We start from the raw sequence: 16,705 nt of genomic DNA on the forward strand, positions 1-16,705 counted from the left end.
TAATATTACCTCAGCAGGACTACAACCTACAATCCGCCTTCTTTGAAGTTTAGTTAAATTATTTATAAATATGTCTTCTAATTTCTTCGAATCAACACTATTAAATTCAATATTTTCAAAATTATTTTTTAAAGCAGCTATTTCAGTCAAAATTGACGGTGGTATTCCCTTATATTTATCATTAATTACATAAGAAAAATTCTTTATTTCCCACCTTTCTTCCCATTTTTCTAATAGTTTTTTAAAATCCTCTTTTAGCTTTTTAATAGCATATACTTCGGTTGAATCTTTTGAGATGTCTTCTGGTCCATAACACTGATAATAATCTCCTTTACTAGGAATAAACCCATCGTTTTTTTCATCTCCCTGTCGTCCATAAGCTCTTACTTTTATAAATTCAGAATCATATGCTGACATTAAGTCACAAAATAAATCCTCAAAAATCTGCCCATCACTCATTAACAATTTTAGTTTAAACTCTTTAATCTGAATCTCAAGAATGTAGTTATCCATTATAGTCTCCCAATCATATCAGTAGTATAAAAGATTCCAGTTTACTAAATTATTTTACACTATATAAAATATGTTACAACTGCTGGACTGAATCTACTAAGGAACCTTACCAGCTCTTCCACAACATGGGTGCAATGAAAAAACTACTCTACATAAAAGTTCGATTGATGAGGTAGGTTCAATTTATACTATACAAGGATTAGATTAAATGTAGGTTTCATATTAAGACCATCTATCTCCTATAATGAGAAAATGATAAATTATTAATATTAAGTTATATATATAAAGACACTGAGGTATTTAAAGGGTTAGTAAATCACCCTAATGCTTCAAAAATAAAAGAAGAAATCATTTTAAATGAGTTTAATATCTTGCTTAAACGAGGGATAAAAGGTCTTTATTTATATGTATATGGTGAAAAGCTAAGAGACAAGTTACTGGAAATAAAAAATGTTCTTTAGTACAAATAATATAATGAAAGGCTTAAATATCTTTCTAATTCAAAGCCTTACACTTTATTATCGAAATACTATGCACACAAACAAATTCTATTGTATGTGTTGCCCCGCTTTTAATTTAACACTGGGTGCTTAATAATAAACTATAAAGTGAACAACTTTAGCAACAACATACATATGGGCTTAGATCCTTAATTTTCAGTTTTATTAAATGCAGCAGCATTTAATAAAACTGAAAAACAGATATTCCACTGCAGCATCAAAGTAAAAATATTCTTGAGGAGAATGTAAATTATAGAATGATGAAAAAGTCCTCTTATAGACTATTAGTCATTTTATAGGATTCCTTAAATAGCACGGTTCGAAAGCTTCCGTAATTATATTCCTTTAAAAATTTCAAAATCAATTAAAGAATTCCAATGTACAAATACAACAAATCTGAACTATTTTGAGTCCATGAATAACCCAAATGCCCCATCGTCTAATTACAGATTCTTTATAAATAAGGACCAAAAATCTTAATATCTTCCAAGCCGCCCTATTAGTTCACAGTCAGAAATAAAATTAGCCGCTATTTCTAGCGGCCTATAAATTGTAAATTTTTGCTGCCTTATAAAAGGATTGCCCTTCCCTTATATGCATGCATCAATATATAATGAAAATCACATTACCAAACAACTCAATTCTAATTCATCTTTAATTTTAAATCAAAGTAAATTACGACAACAAAAGAATGAATTAATATATTATCTATCTTTCCTTCTTTTAAAAACACTTTATAAATTCTAAGATAATTCCCAAAAAACTAATCACACTAAAAATTTTCCTCTCTAGATTCCCCAACTTGATTGGTTGATATTGTTGAAATTAAATTTGGTACAAATCTTTCACAAAAACCTGAAATGAGAGAAAATACAGCTATTGCATTCATATTATTTGAATAAATCCCTAATACTAAGTTTGAATTTGATGCAATAATAATGAACGAACCTGAAATCGCACCTATTAAAAGTCTAGAATATCCTTGCAATACTACATTTCTAAAAGGAGAAAGGATATCAAAAGATAACTCATTAAACCTAATTAAACTGGATAAGAATGCACCGCTCAATCCACAAACAGTACCCACAATAAAAATCTTATTTAAATCCGAATAGATATACATCAATGATGATAGTAAAAATATTATTAACATTAATAAGCTATTGCACATAACATACCAAAAAATAGCATTAGATTTTGCACGAGTATTAATAAAATTTTCAACCCTTATAAAGCTACTAAGAACATTTTCTGTTTCTACTGAATTGAAAGCTGAATACAATGCAGAGGCTAATTGTTGATTTGCAAGTTTTTTATCTTTACTGGATAAAATGACATTTGAAATACTTGACAATTGACTAAACTCTGAAACAGCTGGTTTAAGATAAGTAGGTATATTTTCATGCCAGAATCCCACTCCACCCGACCTAGTTCTATAAATCTCAAATCCCGGTCCGTAATGGATTATTTTACCAATTTCATTTACTGACTCCTGGATACTTTCTTCTACTAATTTAAAGTTTTCTATTCCTTCTTCATCAGAATCCAACTCTTGTGCTAATATTGTTCCCAACAACCAGTTAAGTTTATAATGAAATTTTCTTGGCGCCCGACTATATATGAGACCTTTTAGTCGTATACATTCTCTTATTATTTCCTTGTTCTTTCCCTTATAAATATCCCTTATACCCCAACCTAAACCATTACCTTTCCCTAAATATACAACAAAGTCATAGCTTTGGCTGATAATCACCTTAATATAATCACCATTTGCACTTATGTCCCCCACTTTGTAAAGTTTCCATTTTAAATTTTGTTCTTCATCAGCACATTCAGGTACTATACTTCCTTTTTCAGATTCAGTATCACTCACTATAACAGTACCATTCACAGTAATCACTCCCAATAACAAATACTATCTAAATCAAATAAGTTTATAAAAACATTAAATTTTTCTAACATGTGAACTAACTACTAACCCGTAAAAAAATTTAATGTTTAATAAACTAATCTAATAAGCTATACAAAGGTATATTATACACCATAAAAAGAAACTAAAATCTTTTAATTTAAAACATTTTATAGGATTTTCAATAAAATAATTCTTCTCATATATTATCGCTTTTCCTTTATAAAAGGAAATGGATTTACAAGCAGGAACTATGAATTTTCCCACACCTTAAAATTATAACATCAAATAGTTTATTTTCTTTTAACTCATAGATGAAATTAAAAAGAGGCTTATTAACTTAAAAGCCTCTTTTTTATATAATAACTATCTTTTATCATAAATATGGAAATATACATAGGGAACCCCCATATTTGTAGTATGATCATAAGTATATAAATGATCCTTATTATTAACACACTGCCCTAGCTTTCTATCAAGCTTTTTATCATAGTAGATGTTAACTTTTCCTTCACAGATTGGACAGTAACCGGATTTACTCACTTTATATACCTTACTATCTTCTTTACATAGAATGGGTTTTTCATTTCTATAAACTATACCTTCTTTATTTAAGTCTTCATATTTACTGTTTTGATCCAGTGCATATAGAATTAGACCAATTGTTATCATAAATAAAAACACCTTATAGTCACTATTACTAAACAAATAACCCACAATAGTAACAACAGCAGAAACTATAGATAAAACCCCTGAAATTTCAAACCTTTTTCTATAACCCTTCACTCCTCCAAGGACTTCCCTATCCAATCTATCTTCATACTCAACAACTATTTCTTCCTGATTAGATAGATTTCGATTGTCAATATAAATATCTTGCTTACTATTAATACCCAATCCGATATTTACATTACCCGTTCCAGCGTTAATCACATTATTCGCCTTTTCTCTTGAATTAGATTTAAATCCGCAGAAAGGACAATATAAATATTCATCACTAAAATCTTTATAGCACTTAACGCATTCTATAAAAAACACCCCCAAAGTGAGAAAAAATAATTGAGAAAGACAAGTATAGTTTATGAGATTTTGATTTCCCTAAAAAATTCATTTATTCCACACATATTCTTGTATAGCAGGAAATCTTATAAACTAATATCTATTAAATCTCCATAATATATATTTCTTATTAATGTTTCTTTTTCCTTTTATATAAGCTCCAATAATCTCTAAAAATATATAATTTTAGACATAAATTTACTTATAGCGCCCTTATTTATTGTAATTTTCTATATTTTTAGATAAAATATATCCAAATTCTGTTATTATTAATACATATACTGCAATAGGATGAGGAGGATACTATGGATACTTTAGTCACAGAATATGAAGTAGTCGCTAATATGTTAAATGATTGGTATATTGAAATCCGTGCAAGACGAATTGATAACGCTCACCAGCTAAAAGAAGAAATTGATAATAGAATGAAAGATGTCTCGGATCAGAGTTTGCACTTATATTACTCCCTATTAGATTTTCGTTATAAATACATAGTAGATAATTTAAATATCTCAAAAGATTGCTTCGACAAAGTAGAAACTTTTCAAATTCCAAATGATAATATATTAACCTACTACTATCACTTCTTTAAAGCAATTCATGCAAGTACCGTAGGCAGCTATTCAATAGCAAGAGATCATTATGATAAGGCAGAAGAACTTCTACATGAGGTATCTGATGAAATTGAGCAGGCTGAATTTTACTATAAAATTGGTGCTTTCCATTACGATATTTACGAATCACTCCAATCAATTAAGTATGTTAATAAAGCTAAAGAAACATTCTCTAAACATGAAGGCCATGAACGAAATATTGGATTCTGTGAAAACCTTTTAGGCATGGCATGTACCAATTTAAGAGAATGGGCATTAGCGGAAGAACATCTTGTAAAAGCAATGGATCTATTCCAAAAAATTGGAGAAGAAAAATTCACTGTAATGGTTCGTCATAATTTAGGTTTATTATATGCAGGGCAAAATATGTCTGAATTAGCTATTCGCTACCTCTCTGAAGTATCCGAGAAGAAACCTAACCACTATAAAGCCATTTTCATCGAGGGCAGAGAACACTCTAAACTAGGAAACCAAGAAACTGCTAATACTTTATTTGAAAGAGGATTACAACTCTGTACAGAACTAAACAATGAAGAATATCAGCATCGATTTAAAATTTTGAGAGACATTAATAATAATGTCCCTGCCGAGAAATTAGAAGCTACCATTCTTGCAGGAATTGAATACTTTGAACGAGAAGATTTATATGAGTATATCTATGAATGCTGTAATGCTTTAGCAGAAAAGATTTTTGAACAAGGCCAACATGCCAAAGCAGGTACATACTTCTATAAAGCAATTCAAGCTAAGAAAAGAGCCGATGCGAAAGGAGCTTTAAAATGAAAAAGCTAATTAAAGTGATGAGTATTGCTACTGCTCTAATATTTACATTGGGAATTACATCTCAAACAGATAGTCACGTAGTAAAAGTCGTTCAAAGTATGATGGCAGACGGAGACCATGGTGGTTGATGTCCTTTGACCCGGAATATATTCCTGGGTCTTTTTTATTGATACAAGATATAAGTCGTTAGTTTAAACTATATTGTTGGGAAGGAAGGCTTATATAAAGGAGGGTGAAAATGATTAAATACCCAGGAATTTCACCTTGTATTAGATCCGTTGTAATATTTTTCAAAAAGCATCTGTTAATAAAAATTCTAATCTGTCTAAATAAATTAAAAATTCCGGTTTATTATAATCCCTAATAAAATCCCCTCAAATTAGAAGTGTAACATCCATGTTTACTCACAGTCTTTTACACATTCTACTTTAAGGGGAGAGTATCCTATATTCTTATATATTCTCATAATAATTTGATAAACTAAAGAAAATTTCTATGAAGCTATGAGTTAAGAAATTCTTTGTTTACAATTAGAAAACTAATTAACTATGTCATAAATACAATAAATATTACATTATTATAAAACGATATATTTATTATTAACTTTAACCTATAATGTATCGATATTAGTAAACTTTATTATAATTTAATATGCAGATCGTTTTGGGTTTGCTAGTCCCCATTCTTTAATTTGTGTACCTAAAATTCTAAAATATATTTTTTGAAACTCCAGTAGATGTTCGGAGATATTCTCTAATATTTCTAATTTACTTTTCAGTTTATTAACAAATTCAATTGGTGTATTAGGATGCATGTGACTAAGTTCTTCACGTAATCTATTCTTCACCTTTTCAAATTCAAATTTTCCTAAAGGATTAAAGCTTAATGATTCTATTAAATATTTTCTTGTTCTATCTTTTTTCGCTAATTTTTTTTGTTCTTCAATATATTTCAAAAAATCTTCTTTACTTCCAACAAATTCATTATCAAAATTTCTTCTTTCATTTTCTAAACGTGGAATAAGACCTGGAATTTCAAAAACAAATTCAAAATAAGAATGATAGTTATCAGAATGTAAGCCTTCTTTAATATCCACGAAGGGAAAAAACTTAAAATTATCATCATAAATCGATAGTATTTTTAATTGTTCCAAAGCACTTATCTTTAAGTTATTTCCAAAATTCTCATAAACTTTGGGAGAAAAAAGATTTTCCTTTTCATGTACAGGTAATATTTCACAACCAATTATTGTTTTTTCTTTATATTCCTCATATACTCTAGCAACCTTTCTACTAGTTTCACCGATAACTCCTTCAGGCTCTTTTTTATCGCTATCTACTAAAACAAATGCTATATGTTTATTAAGTATTTGTTCTTCATATATCCTATAAGTATCATTTCCTCCTCCATGAGAACGATCAAAAGCTATAGAACATGGTAAGTTTTTAATATTTGAAAATTCATTTCCTATAAACTCATAAAAATGACAATCATCTAAGTGCTCGGATACTAATCTTGTTTTCTCTATAATTTCCGCATTCAAGAACTGTCTTAAAGGCACCTCAAAAACAGCAGTTATATAGGAATAGCTATTAATACCACTCTCTTTTTCTTCATCAATTCTCTTAAATTCATAATTTGGTGGTTTTACAATTATTTTAGACGTCACTCGCTTTGGTATATTTGCTAGTGTAGTATAATCATGACTTAACATTTTTAAATTTCTTTGACAGAACAAACTCATTCCATCTAGTTTACTTAAAAAATCTAAGCAGCTTCTTGTTGAGATTATATAATGATAGCCTTTTCTATGACTAGAAATTATGTTATCTAATGCTTCCAAATCTTCTGTTGTAGGTTTATTACATTCGAAATATTCCATTAAAGATGGGTCAATATAAATTAGCATTCTATACCTCCGGATAGAAGAAACCGAGAGGCCAATCTTCAATAACACCTTCTTCGTCATATGAAACGCTTTTCAAGCAAGTCTGTGAAGGATTTTGACGCTCTGTATCTCCAAATATTAAAATGTTTATTTTTTCTTTATCAATTTTTTCTTTATAAACTAATTGACCTACGCGATTTATAATAGTTTCACTATGAGTCTCGATAATAATATTTAGAATAATCCCTCGCCCTCTAGCTTTTTCAATACATTTGACTAATGCATCTGTTAAACGTGCTTGAAGTGCTGGGTGTAAATGCAGCTCAGGTTGCTCAATTACAATATTATGCTTATTATACCTACTAAGAAAACGTGGAACCCTCAAAGCTTCATCACTGTTTTCTACTCTCCAAAGTAGTAACAGTATAGGTAATATTTGAGAAAAACCAAAACCAGTGTCAGCTAAATTCAAACTCTCATTACCATCAAAAGATATATTTAATGTTACATGGCCTCCACTAGCCTTAGTTTCAATTTGAAAACCAAAATTTTCTTTCATCCATTTTTTAAACTTCTTTTTTTGATAACTACTTAGATTATTAATAGCCATAGGAATATTTTCTCCCATTGGGTCTATTTCATCAACAGCCAGCCCTTGAATTCTATAGTACCTTTGTGCACTTGCTCTTAAGGGAGCTATATAGTGCACTTGTGCAAAATAGGAATGTAAATATTCATTACATATTTCAATTAATTTTTGTGCATAAGCCCCAAATAATAAATTATTTAAGTCTTCATAACCTTTTTCATCAGCAGTTTTTAAAGCTTTTATTATCTCATTTTCATAAGAATTCATATTACTTTCATTCATATTAAATAAATCTAGTTGCTTATTATTTTCAAAGAAAAATTCAATATTACCCTCAAAGATCATGTTATGTGAGTTCAAGTCCTTCTCAAGCTTTTCAATTAATTCCTTATCTCTATTTGCAATTAATTCGATATTTTTTATTGTTAATTCTCGCATGAATATTTTCATATCATTCATTAGTTTACTCTGGTACTCTATTTTATCTACCATCTCACTTTTTGATAATACATATTCATATATCAATTCGTGAAAGTGATCTGTAATATCTGATTTTTCTCTAATGTTTTTTTCACTTGTTCCTTCATCTTCTTGATTTTTCAATACAAATAAAGGTAAAAAATCCTTAAAAACATCAGGTCGATCTATAATAAATAAATTTTCTATTTCTTTATTATTAATACTCAATTTATAACTATTATTATGTTCTACAAGTTCTATTTGATTTTTAAATATGGTAATACTAACTCTTTTTATGCTTTTTTCCATTAAATCAACTTTTAATGATAATTGAGCTGGTTTTTTACTTCTTCCTCTGTAGCGTCCATTAATTTTGAAATCAAAATCAAATCCTATAATTTTTTCTTCACTTTTTTTATTCACACTCTCTTCAAAACTACCAAAATCTACATTTCCCTTACTATACCATAAAATAGGTTCATTTTTTTTTGTGGATAAGGTTTGTTTCATAAGGGGAAAGAATCTAAGAAAGGTACTTTTACCAGAACTGTTTTTTCCAACAAGTATTGTTAATGGTCTTATATCAATATAACCAGTATCTTTTAAACTTCTTAAATTTCTAATTTTTATTCGATCCAATATTCTCACTCCAATTCTTACCTATTTCAAAATCAATATAATTGCATTTTAACATATTTATGCCATCCGTTTAGATATTAATTATTCAAGTAGTTTCAATCTTCTAGCTAAACTTTGAATATCCATCCTTGTCTATACATAAAGTACAATTTGAGGAAATGATTTTTTGTACATATTGATATCGATCTAATTTTCTACTTACTAAAGCTTAATGGTATTTTACATATTAAAATTTAAAAAATAAATTTCTATAGCTAGTAAAGAACACTCATAAAAATCTTATATTTATAAGTTAAAAGTCTAACTTTTCTAGTGAGTAAATTTTCAAGCACACGGGTTAACAAGGAGTTATTATTAATAGGAGGAAAACTAAGTACATACTATATTTTTAAAATATCCAGTGAGGATCTAATTTAAACGTTAGTAATATAACAGGTATTATAAAGATGCTGTAGCTAAATAAGTAGATCGTTAACTTTAGTTCACTTATGTATATTTGTGCCACCACTCTCCCTCTCATCTATTCAATCAGTAATTTTATAAAGCTCCCATTTAAAAATATTCCAGTTTGTACGAATATGAAACAAATTAATAGATTGACAACAACTAATCTTTAAGTTTCACATACATGTATTGTCTTAAAAATTTCTTAAATTATTAAATCAGCAAAAACAACATACTTAGAGCATTGAATAGAATGTCCTTAAATGTTGAACATAAAAAAAGAGCGGTGTGTATTTTCCGCCCACAAATTAGAGAACATAATCGTTTTAATATGTGTTATTTTTTAATAATATCTATATCATTTACTTTTTTAAACTCAATAACTGCGGTTTCTATGTTGGCACTGTACTGATTAAGGTACTCATGTGCCTTATTTAGAGCTTCAGGGTCGTTTGTTTCTTTAAACAAACTAATAGCTTTTGCTGCTAATACAAGGTAACGCGTAGCTATTTCCAAATCTGTATGGGCGGAATTGTATTCATCAGGTATTTTCATCTTTTTGATTTCTCTTTGTGATTCTTCTAGATTTTTTACAGTGTCCTGAATATTAAGTATATCTGTTAATATAGTATTTGCTTCTTCTTTCGAATACACTACATTACCCTTTTCATAGTAGTTAAAGGAGTTTTCAATAGCTTTTTGAAATTGTATAGCATCATGTTGGAAGCCTTCAACATTAGATACAATTTGTTCTTCATACGATTCTTTTGATATAGGTACGCAACCTTTAGTTAGCCAAATTAATACAAAAATACAAATTACACTTCCAAACATTTGTGAGATAGTAGCGTCTCCGTTACGAATCCCTGATATTATAACCCATACAAAAACAAGTATTAGCAGAATACCAACAATTAGTCCTAAATTCAATTTGAATTACCACCCTTTTGAAATGAATTTTTTTAAAATTATATATCTATATATAATCTTATTATAATTAAAAAAATAGATAGTTCAATGTTCTTACTAAACATAGTTTGTAACGACTCTCAATTCAACGCAAGGGGAGTATTATACGGAGAATATTTTAGAAATGGCATCAACCCGCTGAAAAATTAGAAGCTACAGTTCTTGTAGGAATTGAATACTTTGAACGAGAAGATTTATATGAGTATATCTATGAATGCTGTAATGCTTTAGCAGAAAAGATTTTCGAACAAGGCCAGCATGCCAAAGCAGGTACATACTTCTATAAAGCAATGCAAGCTAAGAAAAAAGCCGATGCGAAAGGAGCTTTGAAATGAAAAAGCTAATTAAAGTGATGAGTATTGCTACTGCTTTAATATTTACATTGGGAATTACATCTCAAACAGATAGTCACGTAGTAAAAGTCGTTCAAAGTATGATGGCAGACGGAGACCATGGTGGTTGATGTCTTTTGACCCGGAATTTAGTCCCGGGTCTTTTTTTATTGAAACAAGATATAAATCGTCAGTTTTAACTATATAGTTGAGAAGGAGGATCATGATGAAATATCAAACAATATTTCCCTCATTAAAAAAATCGCTTTTTATCGTTATCCTTTCTTTCAGTATGTTAATTTTCACACTCCCTACCTCTATCTTTGCACAATCCAATAATAATGCAAATCCTGTTACAAATTACTATGTATCTCCAACAGGAAACGATCTCAATCCCGGTACATTAGATCAACCTTTTGCTACTATTTAAAAAGCTGCTAATGTCGCAAAAGAAGGAAGTACAATCTACATAAGAGGCGGAGTTTATAACCAAAAAGTTCGTGTCGCTCATTCTGGTTCCTCAGGCGCACCCATTACTTTTCAAAATTACCAAAATGAAAAAGTCATTCTCGATGGTTCTAAAGTCAAGTTAGCAGATGATGGGGTATTTACAATAGAAGATAAAAACTATATTCAAGTAATAGGTTTAGAATTTCGCAATTTAAAATCAACGAAAGTTAACGAAACCCCTATTGGTATTTATATCACTGGAACAGGAAGTTACATCGATATTAGAAATAATTATATTCACCACATTGAAGCAAATGTAAAGAATGGAAACGCACACGGTATTGCTGTATACGGTACTTCATCTAGTGCACAAAATAATTTAAATCATATTGTCATCGATAATAACGAAGTAGCAAATTTGAAATTAGAATTGAGTGAAGCAATTGCTGTGAATGGGAATGTGGATTCTTTTGAAGTTACCAATAACAAAGTACATGATAACAACAACATTGGAATTGTTCTAATTGGACATGAAGGCGTATCTCCAGTAGCTTCTTTAGATCAGGCACGAAATGGAGTTGTTCGTAATAACATTGTCCACCACAATTCATCCATCAATAATACTAGTTATAATGAATATTCAGCTGATGGTATTTACGTAGATGGCGGGAAAGAAATTATCATTGAGCAAAATCAAAGCTATGAAAACGACCTTGGTATTGAAGTAGCTAGCGAACATGCAGGAAAAAGTGCAAGCCAAATTACGGTTAGAAACAATACGATATCCAATAATATCATGAGTGGCATTGCAATTGGTGGATATGACAGTCAGCAAGGATATGCTGAAAATAACACGATTACAAACAATGTGATTTATAAAAATGATACAAAAGATCAGGAGAGTGGCCAAATCGAATTAAATTATGATACCCGAAACAATGTAATTACCAATAACCAAATCTATGCAAGTAATAGCCGTATTTTTATTAGCAATAATTTTAATAAAAACACTGGGAACAAACTTGATTACAATCAATACTATGGTGAATTCGATCAAACTAATGGCTTATGGCAATGGAAAAGAAAAACGTATAGAGGATTTTCTTCTTATCAAGCAGGTATGAACCAAGAAGGAAATGAACAACATAGTGTATTTAGTAAATTGTCTCCTTCATTCAAAATAATTTTAAAATAAAACAAATTTACTAAAACAACTTTATCTTAGCTATCTTCATCTCCCCTCCCTGTAAAAGTAAAAGAAAAATTAAAAGTTGTAGTTTCGATTGAAACTACAACTTTTTTTATATTCATAAAAACTCTGTATTCACTCTACATATACTTGATTAGCATGATTGTAATATGTTTTATTATTACTATTATGCACTTTATATTAATACAATCGATTCAATTTACCCTTGCAACTATTTTGAATCTTATCTATACCTATAGTACTTGCAACATCTTTTTCCTACCGAACGAAAGAATATAAACACATAAGTTTCCCACTTTACATACAACACATTTCCTAACAATATAGAGGCATAAGTCTGATAAACCTTCTGCAGAGCGAAAAGAATTTTACGGTAAAAATTCACCTAGTGAAATTGTTAATGAATTGACCAGTGAATATAATATGAAACAAGTTTGAAATAATAATAAGCCAACTACTAATAAATCCGTATATATTATCAAATATAGAAAAGATAAAAAATTGGCTTGGCCATCTGTATTCGTACTGCAAATACAAAAGCGGAATTCAACAAAACAAAAAACAACCTCACTTGACCTCTATCAAAATAATCCTTTTCAAACTATTTCTCATTAATATATTGCATTATTAAATCCTATACTCTTTTGTAATAGAACTTTCTTAGGCTATTTCAAAAATTTCACTCCGAACAACGTTTACCTATTTACTGAATTTATTTATTGAATGACTAAAATGAACAATTCCTGCACATATATCGCTGATAATATGTTCCATCTCTGCCCAGGGAGGCTGAAATTCCGTGCCCCATTCAATCGTAAAACCATATATTTTTCCTTTGCTTGGATCAGTCAAATGCCGACTATATGCATAATCATCAGAAGTTCCAGAAGTAGGATAAAGGTCGAATGCCTGTTGCACCTTATAATTTTTTCCGCGGACAGCTTCGATACCATCGGCCATAGAACTTGCTAACTCTTTACATAGCCTTTGATCATCGTTGGGAATATACTCTTTATAAGCTTCATCTTCATCCACACCACGAATATTATTAAATGAAGGGTTTTTAAAGTTCATAACTGGATTATTTGACTGATTCTCATCATCTCCCCAACTCGTTAATATTTTTTCTCCATGACAATGAATATCTACATACCATTTTATTTGTGGAAAATTATCAAATACCCAAACTACATTTTTAGTTTCGGGTTCCGACACAGGAGCACTTCCATTATATGTTTGACTCGGGCTGCATGGATCTGTAGACGTGGCAACTCCCGCAGCAGGCGAGAAATGCTCAGGAAAATTCCAAAGAAAATCAAAATTTCGATTGAGATCAACCCCTATACACCGGTCCTCTCCTCCACTATCTGCTGGATTTCGGTTTTTTCTCCACATTGCTTCGTTCGTCTGACTATGGAAGCGCCCGTCGGGATTGACATCTGGAAAAATAATAAAATCCATTGATTCAAAAATTGATTGTACTTCATTTTGCGAAAAAGTTTTACCGCCATATATTAATCCAGTATTTTGAACATAAGCTTCTAATAAATCCGCTGCCAAAAACACACAAATTTCACAACTTCCCCACTCACGTGCATGAACACCACCTGTCAAAAAAATTGTATCTTTTCTACTTTGAAGATTACTTGAAATTCGCAAAGCATGAGATATACGATTCTCTATACTCTTATGAGGGAGTGTGATTAACTCTGTAATGTTTGGATATTTGTTATTTAATGCAATGATAGCCGACTCTACTTCTTTTATATTTAAGTAAGCCACTTTATTTCCTCCTTAGAAAATTAGCATATTGATCAACGTTTAATTCCTAATCCTTGCGGCGCTATTCTCCCTGCCTCATAGCGATCTCCACTGCCGACTTCCTGCTGTCGGAATTCCAACTTAGAACGGCTAAGATTTTCCACAACTTCAATAGGAAATCCTAATGAACGAACAGACTCCAAAGAATTATCAGGTACATATGCTTCTACAACAAAAGTACCATCAGCTTGTTTACTTGGTCCTCCACAATTCATATCAATTGAACCACTACTAATAAGTTCCTTCATTTCTTCACGTGTATTTGTTGTAATTATTATTTTTTTAATCATATTTCTCCATCCATTTTCACATATTTTGAATTTCTCACATAGTATTTACTTCATTTACAGCATTAGATACATTGCCTCTCTGTGCATGACTAACAGCTTTGAACGCATTAACCCGTCCATATCCATATTTTTGATGATGTCCATTAGAATCATAGTTAACTCCACCAATCTTATCACAAGTAGATAGTATGACTTCACGAACTTGTTGCCATCCTAGATGAGGGTTTACAGAAAGCACTAAAGCTCCAATACCCGCTGTACAAGGTGCTGCAAAGCTTGTCCCCGTGCTAGACGTATAACCACCTCTTACATCTGTACTATATACATTTACTCCAGGCGCTAAAAGATCTAGTTCTGGTCCAAAAGCAGAACCATCTTCTTTGTCCTGACGCGTAGATCTTCCAACCGCAATAGTATTTGGATGTGCACATACCTCGTCCTGTTCAACAGGAAATTCTCCATTACTAACTGCCCAAAAAATAGGTGTTCCCAGTCCGTTTCGACCTTCTTTTACAGCAAATTCAAGAGCTACATCTAAAACAGATGTCAACAACCAATCTCCTACATTAGGTCCCAGACTACAAGCTATAATATCAGCACCTGCTACATTAACATTTTCTTTTGATGGATCAGCTGCATATGCGATTGCGCGAGCAAGGGTTGCTTGTGAACCAACCTGGTCAGGAAGCGCAGCAATTGGAAGGAAATCTGATTGATTCGCTATTCCACACCCGCCTCTTTCATTATCCGCTCTTGCAAGAGCGATTCCAGCACAAAACGTACCATGTTTACTATTTGGATATTGCGATAAACTATCTACAAATAATGCTGTACTTCCTTGCTGTTTAAAATATCCAGCACCAGCAACTACTGCTTCTTTTAAATCTGGATGATTTACTTCAAATCCGTTATCAATGATAGCTATACGAATCCCATCGCCCTTTGCAATATCCCAAGCTTCTTCTGCATGTACATCTGCATTTACAACGCCCCCATTTGAACCGTCATTTTTCCACTGCCATTGTTTACTATAGTCAGGGTCAGTTGGCCTATTTCGTGAAGAAATTTGTTCAATAAATTGCGGTTCTGCAAACAAAAATTCAGAACGTTCGTTCAGTTTATTGGCAACTTCAAGAAAATCAAGATCTGCTGGAACTTTTACTTCATATAAATGTTTACCAAATCCTAACTTATTAATTATTTCAAGATTATTTTCGGACAGTAAAGCTAGGGATTCCTGTTCGTTTAAGTTAGGATCAATCTGTACAGTTAGAAGATTATTCCCAATTAACATACGCCCATTTTCCTGCTTGAAGACTCTACCTATAGCGATTTCTTCAGAACTCCTGTTAAAAGATCTACTGATTTCTTCATTTGGATTAATAAAATACCATCCAGCATTTTGAAAAGCTTGCTGCTCTTCTGTATTTGTTGTCTCTTTTGAATCAAGAAGCACTGTTGCCTGTTTTAAACCTTCATTTAAATTTCGATTCTGTTCAACAGGCTTAACTGCCATGATATCAGTTAATTCTTTAATTTGAACTTTTTTGCCCCGAACGTAATATTGTCGTTCCACATAAATCAACTCCATTTCCATTATTATTTGCAATATTAGATTGTTAATATGAAAATACAATTATCCATTACAAATATTACCTATAAAATACGTTCTCAATTTTTATCCAAATTAGCTATACTGTGTAATTCACCATCTAATGGTACAACGAACTCCTCAAGCATAGTTTTCCATTGGATTTTCATTTCTGATCCATGTTTTAGATATCTCGCATATGAATGTGTATATTTATGCTGATCATATCATTTACTATCGATAATCCCTCCAATATTAGTAATAGGATCGGCATCTATTATATATTGCATCCAGATGTATCCAGCTCTCTATCATCTACACACCAGGTATTCTCAAATCGATGTTGGTTTGCAGTGAAATTTAATCAAAAAATCCAAACAATCCCATATTATATGGGAAATAAAAAGAATCCATTTGAAATAACTTTATTCAAAATGGATTCTTTCTTTGGAAACTAGTATGCGATTTTTATAAAAAATTTGATCATTTTGTTACCCTTTATTTTGTTTAGTTCTCCGTAAATTTAAGTATCCTTCTTCACTAATAAAGATAAATATAGCGACTGTTAACCATTACATTTGTGATACTATATATAATAATACACTTAATACAATGGAGGTCTACAACATGAAAAACATAAAGAAA

Annotated in this window: 12 protein-coding genes and 2 pseudogenes; 5 read left to right on the top strand and 9 right to left on the bottom strand. The window is 30.8% G+C overall.

From position 1 onward, the window contains the following. Positions 1-513, bottom strand: a pseudogene (locus MR170_RS21810) (hypothetical protein); the annotation flags it as partial. 335 nt (positions 514-848) lie between these two features. Between MR170_RS21810 and MR170_RS21815 the strand changes: the two are divergent. After that, positions 849-974, top strand: coding sequence for a DNA/RNA helicase domain-containing protein (locus MR170_RS21815; protein WP_242309275.1), 126 nt, complete (start codon positions 849-851; stop codon positions 972-974). Between the two features lie 811 nt (positions 975-1,785). Here the strand turns inward: MR170_RS21815 and MR170_RS21820 are convergent. Continuing rightward, on the bottom strand, positions 1,786-2,904 hold the full coding sequence (locus tag MR170_RS21820) for a hypothetical protein (protein ID WP_242309263.1): 1,119 nt from the start codon (positions 2,902-2,904) through the stop codon (positions 1,786-1,788). A gap of 384 nt (positions 2,905-3,288) precedes the next feature. Continuing rightward, positions 3,289-3,855, bottom strand: coding sequence for a hypothetical protein (locus MR170_RS21825; RefSeq protein ID WP_088045863.1), 567 nt, complete (start codon positions 3,853-3,855; stop codon positions 3,289-3,291). A gap of 431 nt (positions 3,856-4,286) precedes the next feature. Between MR170_RS21825 and MR170_RS21830 the strand changes: the two genes are divergently transcribed. Together MR170_RS21830 and MR170_RS32290 are read left to right on the top strand one after the other, a co-directional pair. After that, positions 4,287-5,378, top strand: coding sequence for a Rap family tetratricopeptide repeat protein (locus MR170_RS21830; protein WP_098276186.1), 1,092 nt, complete (start codon positions 4,287-4,289; stop codon positions 5,376-5,378). After that, the gene (locus tag MR170_RS32290) at positions 5,375-5,506 is read left to right on the top strand and encodes a hypothetical protein (protein ID WP_000733477.1); all 132 of its coding nucleotides are present in this window, start codon (positions 5,375-5,377) and stop codon (positions 5,504-5,506) included. Before MR170_RS21830 ends, MR170_RS32290 begins: the two co-directional genes overlap by 4 nt. 518 nt (positions 5,507-6,024) lie before the next feature. Here MR170_RS32290 and MR170_RS21835 read toward each other — a convergent pair. The 3 genes from MR170_RS21835 to MR170_RS21845 form a co-directional block, all read right to left on the bottom strand. After that, complete coding sequence (locus MR170_RS21835; protein ID WP_242309264.1) at positions 6,025-7,287, bottom strand: hypothetical protein; 1,263 nt, start codon at positions 7,285-7,287, stop codon at positions 6,025-6,027. Position 7,288: 1 nt separating this feature from the next. After that, the gene (locus MR170_RS21840) at positions 7,289-8,953 is read right to left on the bottom strand and encodes an AAA family ATPase (RefSeq protein WP_242309266.1); all 1,665 of its coding nucleotides are present in this window, start codon (positions 8,951-8,953) and stop codon (positions 7,289-7,291) included. Between the two features lie 780 nt (positions 8,954-9,733). After that, positions 9,734-10,327 (bottom strand): hypothetical protein, encoded by a 594-nt coding sequence (locus tag MR170_RS21845; RefSeq protein WP_001048486.1) that lies wholly within the window; start codon positions 10,325-10,327, stop codon positions 9,734-9,736. A 370-nt stretch (positions 10,328-10,697) separates the two neighbouring features. Here MR170_RS21845 and MR170_RS32295 point away from each other — a divergent pair, with 370 nt between their 5' ends. Next, entirely contained in the window at positions 10,698-10,829 is a 132-nt protein-coding gene (locus MR170_RS32295; RefSeq protein ID WP_000733477.1) for a hypothetical protein, read from the top strand. Positions 10,830-10,924: 95 nt separating this feature from the next. Next, positions 10,925-12,343, top strand: a pseudogene (locus MR170_RS21850) (right-handed parallel beta-helix repeat-containing protein). Between the two features lie 714 nt (positions 12,344-13,057). On the opposite strand, the gene MR170_RS21855 reads toward MR170_RS21850, so the two are convergent. Genes MR170_RS21855 through MR170_RS21865 form a run of 3 tightly spaced genes read right to left on the bottom strand, consistent with a single transcriptional unit; the run spans position 13,058 to position 16,045 of the window. Then, positions 13,058-14,140 carry a M14 family metallopeptidase gene (locus MR170_RS21855; protein ID WP_002204898.1) on the bottom strand — a complete coding sequence of 361 codons (1,083 nt, stop codon included), beginning with the start codon at positions 14,138-14,140 and terminating at the stop codon, positions 13,058-13,060. Positions 14,141-14,172: 32 nt separating this feature from the next. Further along, complete coding sequence (locus tag MR170_RS21860; RefSeq protein WP_000591841.1) at positions 14,173-14,469, bottom strand: hypothetical protein; 297 nt, start codon at positions 14,467-14,469, stop codon at positions 14,173-14,175. 34 nt (positions 14,470-14,503) lie between these two features. Further along, positions 14,504-16,045 carry a S8 family peptidase gene (locus MR170_RS21865; RefSeq protein ID WP_242309268.1) on the bottom strand — a complete coding sequence of 514 codons (1,542 nt, stop codon included), beginning with the start codon at positions 16,043-16,045 and terminating at the stop codon, positions 14,504-14,506. Positions 16,046-16,705 lie beyond the last annotated feature (660 nt).

The organism is Bacillus cereus group sp. BfR-BA-01524 (assembly GCF_022662595.1).
In the GTDB taxonomy this organism is placed as follows: Bacteria; Bacillota; Bacilli; order Bacillales; family Bacillaceae_G; genus Bacillus_A; species Bacillus_A thuringiensis_S.